Origin of the sequence: uncultured Flavobacterium sp. (genome assembly GCF_963975005.1) — a bacterium.
Taxonomy (GTDB): Bacteria; Bacteroidota; Bacteroidia; order Flavobacteriales; family Flavobacteriaceae; genus Flavobacterium.
The window spans coordinates 1-22,673 of record NZ_CAXBFR010000021.1; the positions used below are offsets into that span (position 1 = coordinate 1).

Consider the following 22,673-nt stretch of genomic DNA (forward strand, 5'->3'; position numbering starts at 1 on the left):
GTAGTAGTAATTAAGTTTTCATTGACAATTTTTCCTTTTTTTAGATCGTTGTCTTTAATTAGTTCTTCTTTCTTTCCTTTTTTAACTCCTGTTATTTTTACATCAGCAAGTTTTGGTAATTCGTTGATGTTTAATTCTAAATAAATACTGTCATTTTGAATTTTATTAACATAAACATTAATATCATTGAAATATCCTAGTTTCCATAACTTTTTAATAGCAGTACTAATTTCTTCACCTGGTACAATTATACTTTGCCCTTTTTCTAAACCAGCAAATGTGATTATAGTTTGAGGGTTATAATTTACTTTTCCTGTAACTTCTATATCTGCTAAAATATAAGATTTACCATTTTCAAAATCACTTTCTTGTGCAGAAATTTTGAATAGGCCTAAAAATAAAAACAATATCGCGCTTAACTTGATATTTTTGTTTAAAAGAGAATTTCTTTTATAATTGTTCACTTGTTTTTCCAAATCTACGTTCTCTTTTTTGGTAACTAATAATTGCTTCATACAAATTGTTTTCTGTAAAATCAGGCCATAATACATCAGTAAAATAAAATTCCGCGTAGGCTATTTGCCATAACAAAAAATTACTGATCCTATGTTCGCCACTTGTTCTGATTACTAAATCTACATCTGGTAAATTATGCGTGTAAAGATGCTGATTAATAATTGATTCGTCAATAGCCGATTCAGAAATTATATTATTTTTAACTTTATTGCTAATATTTTTAACAACCTGAATGATTTCTTCTCTTGATCCATAGCTTAAAGCTAAAGTCAAAGTCATTCTGTTGTTGTTCTTTGTTTTTTCTATTACTTCTTGTAATTCTTTTAAAACTTTTGTAGGTAAGGTCGTTAAGTTACCAATTGCGTTAAGTTTTATATTGTTTTTCATTAATGTTGCTTCTTCTTTTTTTAAGGAAGAAATTAATAATTTCATTAATGTGTCTACTTCTAATTTGGGCCTATTCCAGTTTTCTGTTGAAAAGGCATATAATGTTAGGTTTGCAATTCCTAGCTTAGCACAAGATTCAACAGTTGCTTTAACAGATTTTGATCCATTTTCATGACCGATTGCTCTTAAAAAACCTTTTTGTTTAGCCCAACGACCATTTCCATCCATTATAATTGCTAAATGGTTGGGAAGTTTTTTGTCGTTTATTTGTTCTAAATAATTCATTTATATTATTGAGGGCAAAAACATGGGTTTTCACCAAAAGTATAAGTTAATGTTGCTCCTGTAAACACATACCAATCATTACTATTTAAATTTCCAAAACGAATATTTTTATAATTATCGTTTGGAGAATTGCTTCCGTCCAAATTATCCGAAAAAGTATATCTTGCTCCAGCTTCTATCCCAATAATAAAAGAATGTGCAACTCTTGCTTTAAATCCTAAAACCATTGGTATAGAAAATGATTTTCCAGAATCAAATCCCTTTCCGACATTAATATTATCACTTTCAAAATCATTATGCCAAAAATAATTCACACCTGTAAAAACATAAGGTGTATACTGCATGTCAAATTGATGTAGATCAAACGGGAAAAAATTAAATTCAATTCCGGCCGAAACCTCTTTAATGGTATTTGTAAAACTATATTCTCTTAAATTCCTACTTGGAACTTTAGAGTCTAAATCATTTCCTTTAATTCCTCCTTGCATGTAACTAAATCTATAAGAATGTCTAATACTCTTATTCCATTTGTAAATAAAACCAAAAGCAAGCTCATTTGGGTCGAGGTATGTAGTTTTGCCTACATCCCCAACATAGTTTGTGCCCCCAAGAAACACACCAACCTCATGTATTTGTGCTTTGGTAGTAGTAATAAATGCTGTAAATAATATAATTAAAGCTAGTTTTTTCATTTTTTCAGATTGCAAATATAACAATATTGATGTTTTAACTTCATAAAGAAGCAACTTTTTACTCAATATTAGTAACGCAAAAAATCGGAAAGTAATATATTATAGGTCTAAAAGAGTTTTAATTTCTTTTATCTTCACCCCAAAGTAGTTTTTTTCGTATAGTTTTTAAGAAGCCTTCTTCAAAAAAATCAACCATGTTGATTTCGAAAGGAGCTTTGTTTATTGTTAAAGAAGTTTCTTTTGTTACTGTAGTGATTCTTGAATCTAATGAAACTAAAAATTGATCTTCTCTTCCAGAAATATTTAATCTAATCTCAATGTTATCGGGAATAACCAAAGGTCTCGCTGTTAAATTATGAGGAGCGATTGGAGTAATTACAAAACTAGAATTTTCTGGCATTAATACTGGTCCACCACAACTTAATGAATAACCTGTCGAGCCTGTTGGAGTTGCTATAATTAAGCCATCTGCCCAATAAGAATTTAAATACTCTTCATTTAAAAAAGTTTCAATGGTAATCATCGAAGTTGTATCTTTTCTAGAAACTGTGACTTCATTTAATGCAAAATTAATATCTCTTAAATCTTCATTTGGAGGAGAGCATTTTAAACTAATCAATGTCCTTTTTGAAATTTTAAAATCGTTAGTAAACAATTTTGGTAAAAAAGTATTAATGTTCTCTACTTGAACGGTTGCTAAAAAACCTAGTCTACCAGCATTTACCCCAACAATTGGTATATTTTTGTCTCTAACTAAAGTAGCTGCTCTTAAAATTGTACCATCACCCCCAATACTGATTAGAAAATCTATTGATTCATTTAAATCATCATGTTTTTTAAAAGTTTCATATTCTTTTATTAATTCAAATTCTTCTTTTATAGAATCAAAATACTTTTTTTCAATACAAATTTCTGCTCCATTTTTCTCTAGAACATCAATAACCTGACAAATTATTTCAATGGTGTCGCTTTGGTAGTGTTTTCCAAATAAAGCTATTTTCATTATTAAATATTTAGGTATTTGTCTAAATAATCAGAACGTTCCTTTAAATTCTCTAAATAGGAATCTTCTTGATGTTCAGATATAATTACATATTCATATCTTCTAAAACCTTGAAGGATTTCGTTCATGTAGCTTTGAGAAATTTTTAATGTTACTTCAACCAATTGTTCATTAATGTTTGAAATAAATAGACCTAAAAGTTTTCCGCCATTTCCTTCGACAATTTGACTTATTTGACTAATTGAATAATCAGTTTTAGGTTTTTGAACTACAATTATCCCTCCTTCTTCTTTTAAAAACGGACTCTCCTGAAAGAATTTAATGACATCTTCTAGTTCATAATAGCCAATATACACGTTTTTTTCATTTAAAACAGGCATAATATTACATTCGTTTTTGGCAAATTCTTCTAAAACATCAAGCCAAATCATTGAATCTCTTACAAAAAAACGTTCAAAGTCAAATTTGTTTTCACTAATCAATGAGTTTTCATTTAGAACTTCGGCATCTTCTTTTCTAAGACAACCAACATACACATTGTTCTCAGTCACTGGAAAATGTGAATAAGGTATTTCTAAAAACAAATCTTGCGCATCTGCAATAGTTTGAGTTGTTTTTAGAGGTTTAATGTCAAAGTTTATGTAATCTATTAAATTGTGCATATAGTTTAATTTCTTTTGCAAAATAATCAAAAAATACAAGACTAAACCTATTAGACTTTGTATTTTTGTACAAGTTAAAAAACAAAGTTATGACAAAGTTATCAGTTAATATTAATAAAATTGCAACTTTAAGAAATTCTCGAGGTGGAAATGTGCCAAATTTACTTCAAGTTGCTAAAGATTTACAACAATTTGGTGCACAAGGAATCACTATTCATCCTAGACCAGATGCACGACATATCAAATATCAAGATGCTTACGATTTAAAAGATGTAGTTTGCACCGAATACAACATTGAAGGGAATCCTGTAAAGAAATTTATGGATATGGTTTTAGAAATCAAACCAACTCAAGTTACTTTGGTTCCAGATGCGGATGATGCTTTAACTTCAAACGCTGGCTGGAACACAATTAAACACAAAGATTTTCTAAAAGAAATTATTCAGGAATTTAAAAACAATGGAATTCGTACTTCAATTTTCGTCGATCCAACTATTGAAATGATAGAAGGAGCAAAAGAAACTGGTGCCGATAGAATTGAATTATACACCGAAGCATTTGCGCATCAATATGGTTTAGGAAACAAAAAAGGAATTGAACCTTATATTCAATCTGCTTTAAGAGCGAATGAATTAGGTTTAGGAATTAATGCAGGTCACGATTTAAGTTTAGATAATATTCAGTTTTTTAAACAAAATATTCCAGATTTATTGGAAGTTTCAATTGGTCACGCTTTAGTTGCAGAATCTTTGTATTTAGGTTTTGACAATGTAGTTAACATGTATCTTAATAAAATGAAATAATTTTTGGGCGTTACCTCGTTAGAAAAAAACGAGGTCAGGCTTTTCGCTATATCTTTTTTTTCAAAAAAGGATGCCGCTACAATCCTTAACGCACAATCAATAAAAAATAAAATAATGATATTAAATTCACGAATAGAAGGTAATGGAAAACCATTTGTAATTCTTCATGGGTTTTTGGGTATGTCAGACAATTGGAAAACTTTAGGTTCTCAATTTGCAGAAGATGGATTTCAAGTTCACATGTTAGACCTAAGGAATCACGGAAAAAGTTTTCATTCAGAAGATTTTAGCTACGAACTGATGGCAATTGATGTTAAAGCGTATTGTGAGTTTCATAAATTGGAAAACATTATTTTACTTGGACATTCCATGGGTGGAAAAACGGCCATGCTTTTAGCGACTTTATTTCCAGATTTAGTTGAAAAACTAATAATTGCGGATATTGGACCCAAGTTTTATCCACAACATCATCAGCCTATTTTAGAAGGATTAAATGCAGTAGATTTTTCTAAACAACCAAGCAGAAGTGAGGTAGAAGAAATTGTTTCCAATTATATTACAGATTTTGGCACAAGGCAATTCTTGTTAAAAAGTCTATATTGGAAAGAAAAGGAACAATTAGCCTTTAGATTTAACTTAGCTGTTTTTAATAAAAAAATAGAAGAAATAGGTAAAGCTTTGCCAATCGATAATACATTTGAAAAACCTACTTTGTTTTTAAGAGGTTCAAATTCAAATTATATTTTAGATTCTGATTTTGAAACTATTCGTTATCATTTTCCAGATGTAAAAATTGCAACAATTTCAAATGCGGGACATTGGCTACATGCTGAAAACCCTAAGGATTTTTATACTGAAACCATAAATTTTCTTAAATAAAAAGGCAAATTTATTATGCATGCATAATTTTTTTGTTAAAAAAATTGTAAAATTCATAATTTGTATTAATTTTGAGGTATTGATTTTAACAAATTCAAAAAACTAACTTAAATTTAATTATGAGAAAATTACTTTCTTTAACAATTTTTGCTTTGGCTAGCTCTACTGTTTTTGCAGGAGGATATAGAGTAAGTATCCAAGGACAAAAACAATTAGCTATGGGGCATACTGGTGTTGCTATAGTAAATAGTGCTGAAACAGCTTTTTTTAATCCTGCAGGGATGGCTTATCTAAAAGATAAATTTAATTTGTCAGTTGGTGGAAGTGCATTGTTTTCTAAAACAAGATTTCAAAATTCAGAGTATAATTGGAAAGCTTCTTCAGACAATGTAGGAACTCCGTTTAATGTTTATGCTACTTACAAAGTAACAGATTGGTTAACGGCAGGTTTAGCTATTTATTCTCCTTATGGAAGTTCCGTGGCATGGGATCAAGATTGGCAAGGTGCACATTTAGTAAATAATATTGATTTAAAAGCTATTTTTATTCAGCCAACTTTTTCTATAAGAGTAGGAGATGAATTTAGTTTTGGTGGAGGACCAATTTTAGCTACTGGTTCAGTAAATTTTAATAGAAACCTATCAATAAACCCATTGTTATCTGCTAACGGAAGTGGATCGGATGTGACATTAGATTCAACAGGAATCACAGCATGGGGTTATAATGTTGGTTTTATGTTTAACCCAACTAGTAAATTAAGATTAGGGTTTAATTATCGTTCAGAAATAATCATGGAAGCAAGAGATGGTGATGCAACTTATGCAGATTTACCAGATTTTAACCAAGTTCCAAATACAACTTTTAACGCTGATTTACCTTTGCCAGCTGAAGTTACATCTGGGTTGTCTTATCAAGTTACGGATAAATGGTTAGTTGCTTTTGATTATAACTATACTATGTGGAGTGTTTATAAGGCATTAGATGTTAAATTTGGTAATGGTACGGAGTCATTAAATCCAAGAAACTATAAAAACACAAGTACATATAGAGTAGGTACTCAATATGTAGCAAATGATAAATTTACGTTCAGAGCAGGTTGGTATTTTGACGAAAGTCCAGTACAAAACGGCTATTTTGCTCCTGAAACACCAAGAAATGAATCAATGGGTTATACTGGAGGTTTGACTTATCAGTTAAATCCAAAATTCGGAATTGACTTATCGTTATTGTATTTACATTTTGACGAAATAGACAATTCATATGATTATTCTACTGATCCTGTTTCTGGTACGGCAAACCCTGATTTCGGAGGTACTTATAAATCGTCAGTTTTCTCACCAGGTGTAGGTGTAACTTACAGCTTCTAATCAAAAATTTTAATAAAAATGAAAAATAAATTTATATACTTATCAGTTTTGGCAATGGCAGGATTAGTTTCTTGTGAACCAGAATTTGAAAATGCAGTAGATGCAAATTATACAGCTGGAGAAGCAGATTTCTCTTCCTATGTTGCTGTTGGAAATTCATTAACAGCTGGTTACATGGATGGAACTGTTTCTATAGGTGGACAAGCTAATTCGTTCCCTAATTTATTGTCGCAACAATTTGCTACAGTAGGTGGTGGAGTATTTACTCAGCCTTCTTATGAAGAAGATGTAAATAATCTTGGAGGTATTTCAGGTTTGCCTGGTTTTAATACGAGGTTAGTTATTAATGCTTCTGTTGGAGCTCCTCAGCCTCTAGCAGGAACTTCTACCATTACATTAACTCCACAAGCTACAGCATATAATAATATGGGTGTTCCTGGAGCTAAATCATTTCATTTATTAGTTCCTGGCTATGGTAATCCTGCAAATTTTCCTGCAGCAAATCCTTACTATGTGAGACATGCAACATCAAATACAGCAACTGTATTAGGAGACGCAATGACTAAAAATCCAACATTTTTTACAAACTGGATAGGAGCAAATGATGTATTGTCATATGCAACTACTGGTGGAGTTGGAGTAGATCAAACAGGAAACTTTAATCCTCAAACATATGGACCAAACGATATCACTGATCCAACGGTTTTTGCTGGAGTTTATAGTTTAATCGTTAACGGAGGAACAAGTCCTGCTTTTGGTGCTGTGACGGGTTTATCTCAAAATGGTGCAAAAGGTGTTGTTGCTACTATTCCAAGTGTAACTTCTATTCCTTTCTTTACAACTGTTCCTTATAATCCTGTAACTGCAGCAGCAGTTGGTGGGGCGTCAAATATTACTGCTTTAAATGCTCAATTATATGGGCCATTAAAACAAGCTTTAACAGCATTCGGTGCAGGTTCAAGAATTAACTTGTTGAGTGCAACAGCTGGTAATCCTTTGTTAATCAAAGATGAGTCTTTAACAAATTTATCAGCTCAATTAACTGCTGCTTTTACACCTACACTAGGAGCTGCAACTGCTGCTTTTTATGGAAGTGTTTTTGGTCAAGCACGTCAAGCTACTGCTGATGACTTAGTATTGTTAACAACAAGTGGAGTTATAGGAACTGCTCCTGCAGGTGTACCTGCTCCTTTAGATAAATATGGAGTTACTTATCCTCTTCAAGATCAACATATCTTAATTCCTTCAGAGCAATTAGCAATTGCAAATGCAACTAATGCATATAATGCAGCTATTAAATCTATTGCTGCTTCTAAAAACCTTGCAGTTGCAGATATGAATGCTATTTTAGGTGTTTTGGTAAATGGTTTACGTTCGGTTAACGGTCAAATCTATACTGCAAATTATTTTAGTGGAGCTGCCACAGAAAATAAAGTATTGTTTTCTCTAGATGGTGTTCACCCAAATTCAAGAGGTTATGCTGTTATTGCTAATGAAATTATTAAGGTAATTAACGCTCATTACAAATCTAACATGCCGTTTTTAAACCCTTCTTATTTCCCTGGAATTAATATAGTTGCAACAAATTAAAAGATTAAAAAAATAAATAATTTTAAAAAAAGGCACCATTTTTGGTGTCTTTTTTTTATCTTTAAAATAAAATTTATACTATGAATTTACTTATTAGGCTTTTGATCTCTACGATTGTAGTTTTTGTATTAGCACATTTTTTACCCGGCATTGCTGTTGATAGTTTTACTACAGCTTTAATTGTTGCTGTTGTTTTATCGTTATTAAATATATTTTTAAAGCCAATATTGATATTTCTTACAATTCCTGTTACAATTATTACTCTAGGACTTTTCTTATTGGTAATTAATGCTGTAATTATTTTAATTTGTGATAAACTTATTGACGGATTTGGAGTTTCAGGTTTTTGGTACGCCTTATTGTTTAGTCTGCTATTGTCATTAGGTCAGTCTATTTTGAATAATATTTTCGTAGAGAAAAGCTAAAGTTTTTATGTCTATGAATTTCAATTAATTAAAAACTTGTTTGGGTTGCAAAATTTTTATAATTTTGCAACCCAATTTTATTAGGAAAAAAAAGTAAAAATGAACATTACAAGAGAGAACGTTGACGCATTAAATGCAATAGTAACTGTAGCAGTTGCAAAAGGAGATTATTCAGATAAAGTAGCTAAAATTTTAGAAGATTATAGAAAAAACTCTAATATTCCAGGATTCAGAAAAGGTGCTGTGCCAATGAGTGTTATTCAAAAGCAATACGGTAAAGCAGTTTTGTTAGATGAAGTAAATAAATTTTTACAAAAGTCTTTAAACGACTACCTTGTTAAAGAAAAATTAGATATTTTAGGAAATCCTCTTCCAAAAGTAACAGAAGATTTTGACTGGGATAAAGAAGATTTCAAATTTGAATTTGAATTAGGATTAGCTCCTGATTTTAAAGTCGATTTAACTTCAAAAACGAATGTAACTCAATACACAATTATAGCAGATGAAGCTATGTTGAAAGAACAAATAGAAAGAATTCAGAAACAATATGGTAAATTAATGCCTAAAGATAAACTTGAAGAAGGTTTTGACGTTTCAGGAACTTTCTCTAATGAGGAAAAAGGAATTGAAAACAGAGCAACTTTTGGTTTAGATATCTTTAAAGATAAAAAAACTGCAAAAGCATTTATTGGAAAAAAAGTTGGAGATGTAGTTGTCTTAAATACAAAAGGACTTTTTGATGATGACCATAAATTAATGGATTACTTAAAAGTTTCTCATGAAGATGTTCATGGTTTAGATGTTGATGTAAACTTTACAATTGAAGAAATCAATGCAACTGAATTAGCAGAATTAAACCAAGAATTATTTGATAAATTATTTGGAGAAGGAAATGTAAAATCAGTTGAAGAATTAAAAGCAAAAATTAAAGAAGACGCTGAAGGTCAATTTACACAACAAGCCGATCAAAAATACTTAAATGATGTTACGGAGTCTTTAATTGAAAATACTAAATTTGATTTACCAGCAGCTTTCCTAAAAAAATGGATTCAAAATGCTGGTGAAAATCCTTTAACGGCAGAACAAGCTGAAGAAGAATACGAAAAATCAGAAAAAGGATTACGTTACCAATTGATTGAAGGAAAAGTTATCGTTGAAAACAAACTTCAAACAACTTTTGAAGACTTAAAAACATTTACTGCTAGTTTAATTAAAAAACAAATGGCTCAATTTGGTCAAGTTAACCCAACTGACGAAGAGGTTGACGGAGTTGTTGCTAGAGTTTTATCAAACCAAGATGAAATCAAACGTTTGTCTGAACAAATTATGAGCGAAAAAATGATTAATCTTTACAAAGAGAAAGTTCCTGCTAAAACAAAAGAAGTTTCTTACCAAGACTTTATTAAAGAAATGTACGGAGAATAATTTCTCATAAAAAATAATTATCTTTGAACGTCAAACTTTTTTGTTTGGCGTTTTTTATTCTGAATTAATCTCAGAATCTGTTTTAACTTTAATTTAATTATTCAATAATAATATGAACTACGGAAAAGAATTTAGAAAGTTTGCGACAAAGCATCAAGGAATAAATAATTTGTATTATGATAAAATCGTAAAACAAATCACACCAACAGGAATGACACCTTACATTATGGAAGAGCGTCAATTAAATGTTTCTCAATTAGACGTTTTTTCACGTTTAATGATGGATAGAATTATCTTTTTAGGAACAGGTGTTGATGATCAAATTGCTAACATCGTTCAAGCACAATTGTTGTTTTTAGAAAGTACTGATGCTTCTAAAGATATTCAAATATATATCAACTCACCTGGTGGAAGCGTTTATGCTGGATTAGGAATTTATGATACTATGCAATTTATTAAACCAGACGTAGCTACAATTTGTACAGGAATGGCTGCTTCAATGGGAGCTGTTTTATTGTGTGCAGGGGCAGATGGAAAAAGAAGTGCATTGCCTCATTCACGTGTAATGATTCACCAACCAAGTGGCGGTTCTCAAGGAGTTGCTTCTGATATGGAAATTAATTTGCGTGAAATGTTGAAATTAAAAGACGAATTATATCATATTATTGCACAACATTCAAAACAAGATTTTGATAAAGTGTATAAAGACTCAGAACGTGATTATTGGATGGTTGCTGCTGAAGCTAAAGAATATGGTATGATTGATGAAGTATTAGAAAGAAAATAAAAAAATCAGATTTTAGAAGTTTTAAATTCTAAAATCTAAATTAAAAAAAATGGCAAAAGAAGTATTAGAATGTTCATTTTGTGGAAGAAAAAAGCCAGAAACTAATTTATTAATTGCTGGTATCGATGCACATATTTGTGATAGATGTATTGAACAAGCTCACGGAATTGTAATTGAAGAAATCAAACAAACTGGTAAATCAGAATTGTTATCAGATTTAGTATTGCATAAACCAAGAGAAATAAAAGCATTTTTGGATGATTATGTTATTGGACAAGATCAAACTAAAAGAGTAATGAGTGTTGCTGTATATAATCACTATAAAAGATTAATGCAAAAGCCATCAGAAGATGATGTTGAAATTGAAAAAAGTAACATCTTAATGGTTGGAAGAACCGGAACAGGAAAAACACTAGTGGCTAAAACTATTGCTAGAATGTTAAATGTTCCTTTAGCTATTGTTGATGCTACAGTTTTAACGGAAGCGGGTTATGTAGGAGAAGATGTTGAAAGTATTTTAACGCGTTTGCTTCAAGCAGCGGATTATGATGTTGAAAAAGCAGAAAGAGGAATCGTTTTTATTGATGAGATTGATAAAATTGCTCGTAAGAGTGACAACCCATCTATTACAAGAGATGTTTCTGGAGAAGGAGTACAACAAGCTTTGTTGAAGTTGTTAGAAGGAACGGTTGTTAATGTGCCACCAAAAGGAGGCAGAAAACATCCAGATCAAAAATTTGTTGAAGTAAATACACAAAATATTTTATTTATTGCTGGTGGTGCTTTTGACGGAATTGAACGTGTAATTTCAAAACGATTAAATCATCAAGCCGTTGGGTATAGTTCTTCTATCAACACAGATAATGTTGATAAAGAAAACTTATTGCAATATATTATTCCTAAAGATGTAAAAGATTTTGGCTTGATTCCAGAAATTATTGGTCGTTTGCCAGTTCTTACTCATATGGATCCATTAGACGCAGCAACTTTGAGAAGCATTTTGACTGAACCTAAAAACGCATTAGTAAAACAATATAAAAAATTGTTTGAAATGGATGATGTTGCATTAGAAGTTGAAGAAGGTGCTTTAGAATTTATTGTTTCAAAAGCTTTGGAATATAAGCTAGGAGCAAGAGGTTTGCGTTCTTTATGTGAAGCTATTTTAACAGATGCTATGTTTGATTTGCCAGGTTCTGAAGATAAAACACTACTAGTGACTAAAGAATATGCAGAGCAAAGTTTAAATAAAAATTTATTGCAGCGATTGAAAGCTGTTTCTTAAAAACTAAAAATCCCGATTTAAATTTTAAATCGGGATTTTTTTTGATTTCTTATTTCACAAATCCGCCACCACTTTTAACTTTCTCAGTTTCAATGTTTGTGTTTTCTTTATCTAATTTAAGATTTCCGAAATTGTAGCTTAACGAAATTCTAAAAACTCTACTATCATTCTTTTCATAGAAATTAGTGTTTAAGTTTGGTGCAGCAATTTGAGCAGTTATACTATTTTGATTGAACAAATCAATAGCATGAATTCCGACTTTTAATTTTTTATCTAAAAATTCTTTTTGGAACGAAATATCAAACTGCTGAATAGGTTTTGTGACATCATAGATTTCCCAATTTCCTGGAGGTAAAATATAGTAAGTAATGCTGTTTCTAATATCCCAAGGCAATAAGATTTGAGCTTCAGCCGCATAATTCCAAATAGGTTTTTGTTTAAATGGAAATTCATAACCATCAATGGTTGTTTTGATATAATTTACACTTAAATATATGTAATTCATTCGGTCAATATTGTTCAAACGTTCCATAAAAACGTCTTTTCCTTTAAAGAAATAATCTAATGGAATTGGGAAGTTAGCATAGGCACTGAAAGTCTTAACACGGTCAAATTGTCTAAAAGTGTTTGAACTCACTAATTCATTTGGTTCTGCACTAAAAACAAAGAAATTTTGATCTTTGGCAACACTATAATTTGTTCCAACTTGCACATAATCTAAAGCCGTGATTTTAAAATCATAATTGTCAAAAAATACTGGATTTAAAAGTAAATTACCACCAGAAGTGTTATATTGATCAAAACTACTTCCGTTTGGATCTAAAGTATTGTAATTAGGCTGTCTAATTTTTCTCGAATAAGAAGAGGAAATGTTTATTTCTTCACTCAATTGATACAATGCACTTACATTTGGAAATAAATTAGTGTTCGAAAATTCAACTTTACTAGCAGTGTTTTCAACTATTCCAGTTCTATTAATATTGAAATCTTCTAAACGCAGTCCTAAAGTGAAATTAAATTTATTAATTTTCTTTCTAGCTTCAGCATAAAAGGCTAAATTAGATTCTTCATAATCAAAATCAATATTACTTGTTATAGGGTTGTTTAAATTGTATTTTCCAATATTATTTACATCCAAGTGATTGAATTTTCCACCAGTTGTTAAGGTGAAATTATACTTTTGAAATGGAATTGTAAAGTCATATTTTAAATAATAATTTAATAAATCAAAGTTATTCTTTGTGATGAAAGTACTATTTGTATTATTCTCTGTAGCTTTTGAAAACGAATTTGGATTGTTTGAAAATACATTAGAAAACCCAATAATGTCTAACTTTCTTCCAAGTGTATCAAGTTTAGTTTTGTATTGCAAACTAACTTCGTGATTGCTTGATTTGTTTTTAGAAATTCCTTCGTTAAAATAATCTGGAATGCTTGATCCATAAGTTTGTGCATCAAATTCATTTCTATTATTGCTTAAAGTAGCATTGTAATTCAATAATAAATTTGATTTTTTGGAAAGCTTATAATTTGTCCCAATTCTTGAATAAAAATTACGATTGGTAGAAACAGTCAGTCGTTCTTGTATAATAGTTTCACTTGGATTAAAGGAAGTAAAAGTTTGACCATTTTCCGATTTTTGTTCGCTATCTATATAATTATAACCAATCATAGTTTGCCAACTCAAGTTTTTTTCTTTTCCGTTTAAAAGAATTTGTGGACTTGGTTTTTGGTATTTGTTGAAATTATAATTGATGTTAAAATTAGCATTTATTCCTTTTAAACGAACAGAACTTGTAACTAAATTTATTACTGAACCACTAGCATTAGCATCAAACGCAGCTCCAGGATTGTAAATTAATTCAATATTGTCAATGGCTTTTGCAGGAAGTGAAGAAAGATAATTTTTTAAATCATTTCCACTTAAAGAATTTGGAGCATCGTCGATATAAATGACAATTGGTTTTCCATTTAAAGAAAATCCACCAGTTGGCGAAGCAACAACTCCAGGCATTTTTTTAATCGCATCTAAAGCTGTTCCAGAACTAACCAAAGGGTTATCTTTTACATTAATTGTGGTTTTGTCGGATTCAACTTTGATATACTTTTTTCTATCAGTAAGAACAACTTCTTTTAATGTGTTTATTTTTTCTACAAGAACGACATCGTTTAGCGTAATTGATTTGCTGTTTGCAGTAATTTCAAATGCAATAACTTCTTGGTCGTATTCGTAAGTAAAAATGGTTAGCGTATAATTTCCTGGTTCTAAATTTTCAGTAATAGTAAACTCACAACCAATTTTATTGAAGTATTTGTTGTAAAGAACTTCGTTGTTAAGTTTTCTTTCTAATGTGTAAAAACGATCTGTATTGTCATTACTACATTGAATTTTTTCGTTGGAAGATTTAACAGTAATTGTTTTTGAAGTTTCTTGCGCAAATATGAAATTGCTGAATAAAAACAATGCAGTTAAAGTAAGTTTCTGAATAGAACTTGAAAATGCAGCAGTGCTAAAACATTTTCGATTAAATGTCTTTTTAATTAGTTTCATTTGATTTTTGATTTGATTGATGATTGTTTATAAGACTAATCAATATCAAAAATGTTACAAAACTTTTTTATTTTATTGTTGAACCTGGCTTACATCACATCTTCTAGGATTACAACCATATCTTGGTGTGCTAGAGCATGAAACTAAAAATAAAGTAAGTAAGAATAAAGCAATTATTTTTTTCATAATAGATTTTTTAAACATTCACTAATTGCATTCGCAATAATTGTTCCATATAATTTCGGTCGTTAGAAAGTCTTGGAATTTTATGTTGACCACCTAATTTATCATTTTCTTTTAGCCAATCATAAAATAAACCAGTTTTGGCTACATTTAATACTAACGGATTTAATGTCATGTTATTGTGGCGTTTAGCTTCATAATCTGAATTTAAACTTTGAAGGTTTCTATCCAAAACTTCGCCAAAAGTCACCATGTTTTCGGGTAGCTTTTTAAATTCAACCATCCATTCATGAGCCCCTTGTTTTTTATCTTTCATGAAAATTGGTGCAACAGTGTAATCTATAATTTCACAATTTAATTCTTTACAAGTAGCTGTTAAAGCCATTTCGGTATTCTCAACCATCAACTCTTCACCAAAAACATTTAAATGATGTTTTGTTCTTCCTGTTACTCTAATTCGATAAGGATTTAAACTTGTGAATCTAATTGTATCACCAATCATATAACGCCATAAACCTGAATTTGTAGTAATTACAACTGCATAATTTTTATTTAATTCAACTTCATTTAACCGAATAATTCTTTGAGTTGGTTGTCCAAAAGTATCCATTGGAATAAATTCATAAAATATTCCGTAATCTAACATTAATAACAAATCGTTAGAATTATTTAAATCTTGTAGTGCAAAAAAGCCTTCCGAAGCATTGTAAATTTCGTAGTACTGAAAATTGTCTTTTGGAAACAACTTTTTATATTGTTCTCTGTAAGGATCAAAATTTACACCGCCATGAAAATAAACTTCAGCGTTTGGCCAAATGTCCAACATATTTTGTTTTCCAGTTTGTTCCAGTGTTTTGTTTAGTAAAACCATCATCCAACTAGGAACTCCAGCTAAACTAGTTACATTTTCATTTATCGTTTCATTAATTATGGCTGGCATTTTGTTTTCCCAATCACCCATTAATGAAATTGTACTGCTTGGTGTTGAACTAAATTCAGCCCAAATAGGCATATTGTCAATTAAAATAGCCGATAAATCTCCAAAAAAAGTATTGTTATCTTCATACAATTGCTTGCTTCCTCCTAGACGAAGACTTTTCCCCGTAAACATTTGAGAATCTTCATTGTTGTTTAAGTACAAACACAATAAATCTTTACTAGCTTTGTAATGACAACCTTCTAAAGATTCACTACTTACAGGAATAAATTTACTTTTTGCATTTGTTGTGCCACTAGATTTGGCAAACCATTTTATAGGTGTATTCCAAAAAATATTTTGTTCTCCTTTTCGGGTTCGTTCAATTAAGGGTTCTAATTCTTCGTAAGTTGAAACCGGAACTCTTTCAGAAAACGTTTTGTAATTTGTGATAGAATTGAATTCGTATTGTTTTCCAATAAAAGTGTTTTCAGCTTGTTTTAATAAACTGAAAAGCAACTCTTCTTGTACTTCGTTCGGATATTTTAAAAACAATTCCATTTGATGAATCCGTTTTTTTAAAATAAAAGAAGCAATAGAATTTATGATCGGAAACGCCATATTTTTAAACTGTGAATTATGAATTACGAAATACGAATTATAACTTTACCAAAAATAACAAATTTTGCTGAATATAATACTTTAATCCAAAATCTTTACGAGAATGACATACGAAGGTGTACTTACCAAAATGCAAACAGAAATAGGAAAGCCAATTCAGTACTATTTGGTCTTTGAAAATAGTTTTTTGAATGTAAATCAGTTAATTGGAAAAGAAACTGAAATCGTTTTTCAAGGGTTTAAATGTTTGAATTGTGGGAAACAAAAGAAAATATTTCGTCAAGGATTTTGTTATGATTGCTTTATGAGTAGTGCATCAGTAGGTGATTGGATTATGCGACCTGAATTAAGTACAGCGCATTTAGAAATAGAAGACAGAGATTTAGCTTACGAGAAAAAAGTGCAATTGCAACCTCACATTGTCTATTTAGCCTTGTCAAGTGAAGTAAAAGTTGGTGTGACCAGAAATACACAAGTTCCTACACGATGGATTGATCAAGGAGCAGTGCAAGCTGTTCCAATTGTTGAGGTTCCAAATCGTTATTTGGCTGGAATTACCGAAGTTGCTTTAAAAAATCATTTTGCAGATAAAACCGCTTGGCAAAAAATGTTAAAAAATGATGTGCCTCAAGTTGATTTATTAGCAGAACGATTAAAAGCAGAACAATGGTTGCCAACAGAAGCAAAACCTTTTTTTATGCCTAAAGTTGAATTGTTAGATTTACATTATCCTGTTTTGGAATATCCAAAAAAAGTAAAAAGTTTAAATTTAGATAAAACACCATCATTTATAGGAAAAGTATCCGGAATTAAAGGCCAATATCTCTTATTTGAGGATGGAACTGTTTTTAATATTAGAAGTAATGAAGGTTATGTGGTTAGGATTAGTTTGTAAAAAATCAAAAACCCTTTTCATTTGATTGAAAAGGGTTTTTAATTTACTTACTATTTTAAAAAATCTACTCGTCTTTTTTCTTTTTATTGAATAGGTTATTTAAACCATCTTTTACTTTGTCTTTTACAACTTCAGTGGCTTTTGTTTTTACTTCTTCCTTAACTTCTTCTTTGGTTTTTGGTATTGCTGTGCCTGTAGAATCTGTTTTTGTTGGAAGACCAGCAGCAGCGCCCAATTGACTTAATCCTTGGTTGATGTATTTGTCCTTTTGTTGTTTAACCAATTGTGTTACTAAATTAGTTGTAGCCATTTTTAAGTCGGTTGTGAATTTTGGTGCAGCAAAACTTCCATTCATCATTCCATTAACAGGAATGCTTTCTAATTTCTTAGCATCTGCTGGAGTTAATTTAGCTATCAAATTATTAACTTCTGTCCCTAAATATTTTACTGGAACATCGAATTTTAAATCATAATTTATGTTTTGATCAAACCCATGAGTTCCGCCAACAGTTACTTTTATATCTTGATATTTTATATCGAATGGCTTAACCGTTACTTTTCCATCATTAAACGTTAATGCAGCTTTTACGTCATTTAAGTTTAATTTATCTAAATTGATAAAGTTCAAATTAGAGGTTAAAGTAGAAAGCAATTTTGAGTTTTTATCATTAACCGTAGTTGATAATAATTGTCCAATTAAATCACCTGAAAGGGTTTTTAAATCTGGAGTCATATCATTTGTCAAATTACCAGATAATTTTATAGTTGAATTTAATTTTCCGTTTATCACACCAGCAATTGGAGCAATTTTAGCCAACATATCTAATTGTGTAAATGATTCAGCTATATTAACTTGATTTAAACCTAAATCCATATTAAATGTTGGAACTTTTCCTTTAGTAGAAACAGTTCCATTCATGCCAATATTTCCTCCAAAAACTCCCATTTTTAGATTGTTTAGGGTAATTGCTTCGTCTTTAATGACTAAGTTTCCTGAAACATCTTTTAAATTTAAATTATCATAAACTACAGTGTTTGCTTTTGCAGTTATACTACAATCTAAAAAGGAAGGAATTTTTACGGCTTCAGTAGTTTTTTTTCCTTCATTTGAAGTACTTGTAGTTGGTTCCATAAAATCCGAAACTAACAATTTATTTGAATTCATGTTAAAATTTCCTTTCAAAACTTGATTCTTAAACATAAATCCGTAGAAATTGTCTAAGGCACCAGTTACATTCAAATCAGAACTTCCAGTTTTTGCATCAAACTCATTTAATTGAATTTTACTTGTATTGAAAACAATAGCGGCTTTATTAATTCTAAAAGCTTTAGCTAATTCGGGTCCTTCATAATTAAAGCCAGTAATTGACATGTTTCCTGAATTTTGAATGTTTTGATATTGAGAAGTTTCAACAGATTTCATATCAAATTTAGTCACAACATCAGCTTTTAAAATTCCAGATAAAGGTTGGTCTAATTGAACCGGATAAGCATTTGTAACATTAGCTAAATTGATTGTTCCTTTTAGTTCTGCATTTACTAAAGCGTTTTCAAAATTTCTGATATTTGCTTTTATATTAAAAACGTCTTGATCAATAGAAAAAGACAATTTATCTAAATTCACGTAAGTGTCATTCATTAAGCCAGTTTCATTAACAATATCTGTATCAATTACAATATTTTTTACTGCTTTTGGTAAATCAGGATATTTGAACATTGCATTGTTTGAAGCAATTTTAATGTTGAATTTAGGAATTGTAGTTTCTGTTAATTTTCCGTTTACTTTACCGTTTACCGTAAAATCACCAGATGTTTGTACTTTATTAATATCACCTGAATATGCTTCTGGAACTAATCCTAAAAAGTTTTTAAATGATGAGGTTGGCGTCTTAAAAGTTAAATCATATAATTGACCATCATCAACCATTTGAAGAAACCCATTAAATTCTAATGGCAATTGATTGATTAAAGCTTTATTGTCTTTAAAATCAAATTTCATTTTATCCATATCAATTCCTAAAACAGCATCTAATGAAACAGCTACATTTTTCATGTATTTGTTTTTCTCCATTTCAAAAGAAAGTTTAGCTGTTGTTTTTGTGTCTAAGTCTAATTTTTGTGCAGCAAAGTTTCCTGTTCCAGAGTGATTAATACTGTCTAAAACCATTTTTATATCCGAACCTTGATCTAAATAAGTAAAACGAAGATTCTCAACTTTATAATCTTGTATGTTTAAAGCAAAAGGCTTGCTATCGCTTTCATCAGCTGGTTTGTCATCTTTTAGGGCAATATCATAGTTTCCAACTCCATCTTTGTTAAAAATGATGTTTACTATTCCGTTTTCAGAAGAAATACTTTCTAAATTTATGGTTTCAGAAGCATCTTTGAATAATTCTTTGATGCTCATTTTTAAATTCGTTTCACCACTATAAAACAAAGTATCACCTTCAAAAGGAGCTTTATTGATAATACTTAATTTACTAATTGTAACATTAGCTTTAGGAAAATTTTTAAGTAAACTTAAATCTACATCTTCAAAAGCAACTTTTGCATCAATACTTTCGTTTAATGTTTTAGCAATCATTTCTTTAATTTTGTCTTTAAAGATAAAAGGTGCTGCAACTAATCCAATAATTACAACTAATAAAGTAATTCCTGTGATTTTTAAAATTTTCTTAAGCATAAGGTTCAATTTATAAAGTGACTTTTATTAGACATCAATCTAAAGCAAAAGTAATACCAAATTGAAAAAAAATGTATTAAGATTTTAATAAAGTTTTACAGAATTTAAATTAATCGATAAGAAGTTCGTCATTAGGGTTTAACTTAAATTTCTTTCTAAAAAGATATACAGCCAGATACATAAAAGGAGTGTCAAATAGTGCAATAATAACTTTGAAAGCAAAACCACTAATAAATAGCTTACCAAAGATTTCCCAAGGGAGTATATTAAAAGAGCAAAGTAAAAATAACACCGAAAAAGTGTCAATAGCTTGTGATGTTATTGTGGAAAAATTATTACGCAACCAGAGCATTTTTCCTTTAGTCAGTTTTTTCCAAAAATGATATACTCGAATGTCTATATATTGAGCAAATAGATACGCAGTCATGGAAGCCAAAACGGCTAAAGCAGTTTGTCCAAAAACCTTACTGAATAATTCATTATTTACAGGAGAACTATCAATAGCTGGGACTTCATTGGCGATAAAAATAATTAGCAAAGAAAAGATAGATGCAAAAATACCAGTAGTAACAACTTGATTTGCTTTTTTCTTTCCATAAATTTCTGAAATAATGTCTGTGACTAAAAATGTAATTGGGTATGGAATAATTCCGACAGAAATTTCAAAAAGTTTGGCACCCAAAATTGTGACTTCTCCAAATGGATGCCAATAAAAAAACTTTTGGAAGATTAAATTAGATACAACTAAAGAGGCGATGAAAAGTCCACCAAGAATAAAATAAATTTTTTGGGCTAAAAGTTTGTCTTTGGCATTCATTTTTTTGTTTAATTTAAAACAAATATAATTAAACAAAATAAATTAAATAAAAAAACCACTAAATTTTTAGTTTAGTGGTTTTTTAAATGATTTTTTCTGAAAATCTAATATCCGAATAGCTAAAAAAAAATTATTTTATATCTAATTCAAAAGGCATCATCGCTTGAACACCTTTTATGTTTTGTGCTCTTTTTATTTTTTCTAAAAGCATGTAGCCTTCAGTTCCTAATTGCTCTTTTAATAAGCTTTCTTTAGTTTTAAATATTGAAATTCCAGACATGCTTGCTAAAATGTCTTCAAAACTACTTTCATATTCTGGATAGTTTTGTGTTCTAAATTCTTTGATTTTAGCTAAAGTTGCAGCATATTTAATGGCATCGTTTAAGCTTCCTAATTTGTCTACTAAACCGTTTTTTACAGCATCAGTTCCTGTCCAAATTCTTCCTTGGGCAATAGCATCTACTTGTTCAGTTGTCATTTTTCTTCCATCTGCTACGCGTTGCAGGAAAGTTTCATAAACATCTTCAACACCTTCAAGCACTACTGCTTTATACTCTTCATTTAAAGGCTCAAAGATACTGTAGCCACTTGCGTTTTTGTGTGTTTTAACTTGTTCAGCATTAATTCCGATGTTTTTTCCAAGTTCAGTCATGTTTGGTAACATCCCAAAAACTCCAATTGAACCAGTTATTGTATTAGGTTCAGCAAAAATATAATCAGAATTACAAGCAATATAATAACCACCAGAAGCGGCAACATTACCCATTGAAACTATAACTGGTTTTATTTTTTTGGTCAATTCAATTTCTCTCCAAATTAATTCAGAAGTTAATGCACTTCCACCTGGACTGTCAACTCTTAAAACAATTGCTTTTACGTTATCATCTTCTCGTGCTTCTTTTAAAGAACGATTTATTGAACCTTCACCAATAATATTTACACTTCCTTCACCACCTTGGATTTCTCCTTGTGCATAAATAACAGCAATGGTATTGTCAGCTTTAAAATTTGTTGAAGGAGAATCGGCAATTCCAGCATAATCAGAAATAGAAATTTTATTGTATTCTTCACCTTTCTTGACAGCTAATTTTTTACTGATTAAATCGTGATATTCATCTTCATATCCGATTTTGTCAATTAATTTAGTTTCAAGGGCTAGTTTTGGTGTTCTCGCTCCTAAGTTATCTGCAATAGTATTTAAAGTTACAATATCAATATTTCTACTTTTCGAAATGTCAGTTACAATAGTTTCCCAGATTGACTGTAATAAAACGGTTATTTGTTCTCTGTTTTCTGGACTCATTTCTTGTGCTAAGAATGGTTCAACGGCACTTTTATACTTTCCGTGACGAATAACTTCAAATTTCACACCTGATTTTTCTTGTAAATCTTTCATGTAAATTACTTCTGAAGCTAATCCTTTAAAATCTAATTCACCGACTGGATTTAAATACACTTGATCGGCAACCGAATTTAAATAATAATCTTTCTGACTTAAGACATCAGAATAAGCATAAACAAATTTTCCTGCTTTTTTAAATTCTTCTAATTTGTTTCTAATGGCTTTACTTTGTGCTAAACCTAGAGCAGAGTTGTTTTTTAATATAGAAATTCCTTTAATGTCTTTGTCTGTTTTTGCTGCTTCAATAGCGTCAATTACTTCAATTACACTTGCTTTTTGTTTGCTTTCTAATAAAGCTTCAAACGGACTTGGTTCAAAAGTTCCATTGTAATCTAGGCTGATTTCTGATAAATCTAATTCAATAACTGAGTTTTTCTTTAATTCGGGTTTTCCATCACCACTTCCGGCAATAGCCCCAATAATTAAAATGAAAAAGAAAAAAAGAAATGAAAATAAAAATATGCCCACTATAGTTGATAAAACGTTGCTTAAAAATCTCATT

General features: G+C 30.1%; 18 protein-coding genes and 1 pseudogene. 9 read left to right on the forward strand and 10 right to left on the reverse strand.

Annotated elements, in window-relative coordinates; all coding sequences use genetic code 11:
- From AACZ53_RS04300 to AACZ53_RS04320, 5 genes and pseudogenes are all read right to left on the reverse strand, one after another.
- Positions 1–515 (reverse strand): annotated as a pseudogene (locus AACZ53_RS04300) (outer membrane protein assembly factor BamA); the annotation flags it as partial.
- Positions 451–1,188, reverse strand: coding sequence for an isoprenyl transferase (locus AACZ53_RS04305; protein ID WP_339835079.1), 738 nt, complete (start codon positions 1,186–1,188; stop codon positions 451–453). The pseudogene AACZ53_RS04300 and the gene AACZ53_RS04305, both read right to left, overlap by 65 nt.
- Before the next feature lie 5 nt (positions 1,189–1,193).
- Entirely contained in the window at positions 1,194–1,880 is a 687-nt protein-coding gene (locus AACZ53_RS04310; protein WP_339835081.1) for a DUF6089 family protein, read from the reverse strand.
- Between the two features lie 118 nt (positions 1,881–1,998).
- Positions 1,999–2,883, reverse strand: a complete 885-nt coding sequence (locus AACZ53_RS04315) for an NAD kinase (RefSeq protein WP_339835082.1) — start codon at positions 2,881–2,883, stop codon at positions 1,999–2,001.
- A gap of 2 nt (positions 2,884–2,885) precedes the next feature.
- The gene (locus AACZ53_RS04320) at positions 2,886–3,545 is read right to left on the reverse strand and encodes an acetoin utilization protein acuB (RefSeq protein ID WP_339835083.1); all 660 of its coding nucleotides are present in this window, start codon (positions 3,543–3,545) and stop codon (positions 2,886–2,888) included.
- Between the two features lie 89 nt (positions 3,546–3,634).
- Between AACZ53_RS04320 and AACZ53_RS04325 the strand changes: the two genes are divergently transcribed.
- The 8 genes from AACZ53_RS04325 to clpX all read left to right on the forward strand — a co-directional run bounded on the left by AACZ53_RS04325 (position 3,635) and on the right by clpX (position 12,103).
- Positions 3,635–4,348, forward strand: coding sequence for a pyridoxine 5'-phosphate synthase (locus tag AACZ53_RS04325; protein ID WP_339835085.1), 714 nt, complete (start codon positions 3,635–3,637; stop codon positions 4,346–4,348).
- Between the two features lie 117 nt (positions 4,349–4,465).
- On the forward strand, positions 4,466–5,227 hold the full coding sequence (locus AACZ53_RS04330) for an alpha/beta fold hydrolase (protein WP_339835111.1): 762 nt from the start codon (positions 4,466–4,468) through the stop codon (positions 5,225–5,227).
- Between the two features lie 119 nt (positions 5,228–5,346).
- Positions 5,347–6,594: an outer membrane protein transport protein gene (locus tag AACZ53_RS04335; RefSeq protein WP_339835086.1), complete on the forward strand. Its 1,248-nt coding sequence runs from the start codon at positions 5,347–5,349 to the stop codon at positions 6,592–6,594.
- An 18-nt stretch (positions 6,595–6,612) separates the two neighbouring features.
- Positions 6,613–8,184 carry a G-D-S-L family lipolytic protein gene (locus AACZ53_RS04340; RefSeq protein WP_339835088.1) on the forward strand — a complete coding sequence of 524 codons (1,572 nt, stop codon included), beginning with the start codon at positions 6,613–6,615 and terminating at the stop codon, positions 8,182–8,184.
- 80 nt (positions 8,185–8,264) lie between these two features.
- Positions 8,265–8,609 (forward strand): phage holin family protein, encoded by a 345-nt coding sequence (locus tag AACZ53_RS04345; protein ID WP_339835089.1) that lies wholly within the window; start codon positions 8,265–8,267, stop codon positions 8,607–8,609.
- Between the two features lie 99 nt (positions 8,610–8,708).
- Positions 8,709–10,034: a trigger factor gene (gene tig / locus AACZ53_RS04350; protein WP_339835090.1), complete on the forward strand. Its 1,326-nt coding sequence runs from the start codon at positions 8,709–8,711 to the stop codon at positions 10,032–10,034.
- A gap of 112 nt (positions 10,035–10,146) precedes the next feature.
- Positions 10,147–10,821: an ATP-dependent Clp endopeptidase proteolytic subunit ClpP gene (gene clpP / locus AACZ53_RS04355; RefSeq protein WP_339835092.1), complete on the forward strand. Its 675-nt coding sequence runs from the start codon at positions 10,147–10,149 to the stop codon at positions 10,819–10,821.
- A gap of 49 nt (positions 10,822–10,870) precedes the next feature.
- The gene (clpX, locus tag AACZ53_RS04360) at positions 10,871–12,103 is read left to right on the forward strand and encodes an ATP-dependent Clp protease ATP-binding subunit ClpX (protein WP_026718197.1); all 1,233 of its coding nucleotides are present in this window, start codon (positions 10,871–10,873) and stop codon (positions 12,101–12,103) included.
- Between the two features lie 49 nt (positions 12,104–12,152).
- Here the strand turns inward: clpX and AACZ53_RS04365 are convergent, their stop codons facing one another.
- Together AACZ53_RS04365 and AACZ53_RS04370 are read right to left on the reverse strand one after the other, a co-directional pair.
- The gene (locus AACZ53_RS04365) at positions 12,153–14,654 is read right to left on the reverse strand and encodes an outer membrane beta-barrel family protein (protein ID WP_339835095.1); all 2,502 of its coding nucleotides are present in this window, start codon (positions 14,652–14,654) and stop codon (positions 12,153–12,155) included.
- Between the two features lie 196 nt (positions 14,655–14,850).
- Entirely contained in the window at positions 14,851–16,374 is a 1,524-nt protein-coding gene (locus AACZ53_RS04370) for a GH3 auxin-responsive promoter family protein (protein ID WP_339835097.1), read from the reverse strand.
- A 103-nt stretch (positions 16,375–16,477) separates the two neighbouring features.
- On the opposite strand from AACZ53_RS04370, the gene AACZ53_RS04375 reads away from it, so the two are divergent.
- Complete coding sequence (locus AACZ53_RS04375) at positions 16,478–17,269, forward strand: DUF2797 domain-containing protein (RefSeq protein WP_339835099.1); 792 nt, start codon at positions 16,478–16,480, stop codon at positions 17,267–17,269.
- Between the two features lie 64 nt (positions 17,270–17,333).
- Here the strand turns inward: AACZ53_RS04375 and AACZ53_RS04380 are convergent, their stop codons facing one another.
- The 3 genes from AACZ53_RS04380 to sppA form a co-directional block, all read right to left on the reverse strand.
- Positions 17,334–19,952: an AsmA-like C-terminal region-containing protein gene (locus tag AACZ53_RS04380; RefSeq protein WP_339835101.1), complete on the reverse strand. Its 2,619-nt coding sequence runs from the start codon at positions 19,950–19,952 to the stop codon at positions 17,334–17,336.
- 109 nt (positions 19,953–20,061) lie between these two features.
- A complete protein-coding gene (locus AACZ53_RS04385; protein ID WP_339835102.1) occupies positions 20,062–20,769 on the reverse strand; it encodes a queuosine precursor transporter in 708 nt (235 codons plus the stop codon).
- A 130-nt stretch (positions 20,770–20,899) separates the two neighbouring features.
- On the reverse strand, positions 20,900–22,672 hold the full coding sequence (gene sppA / locus AACZ53_RS04390; RefSeq protein ID WP_339835104.1) for a signal peptide peptidase SppA: 1,773 nt from the start codon (positions 22,670–22,672) through the stop codon (positions 20,900–20,902).
- Position 22,673: the final 1 nt, after the last annotated feature.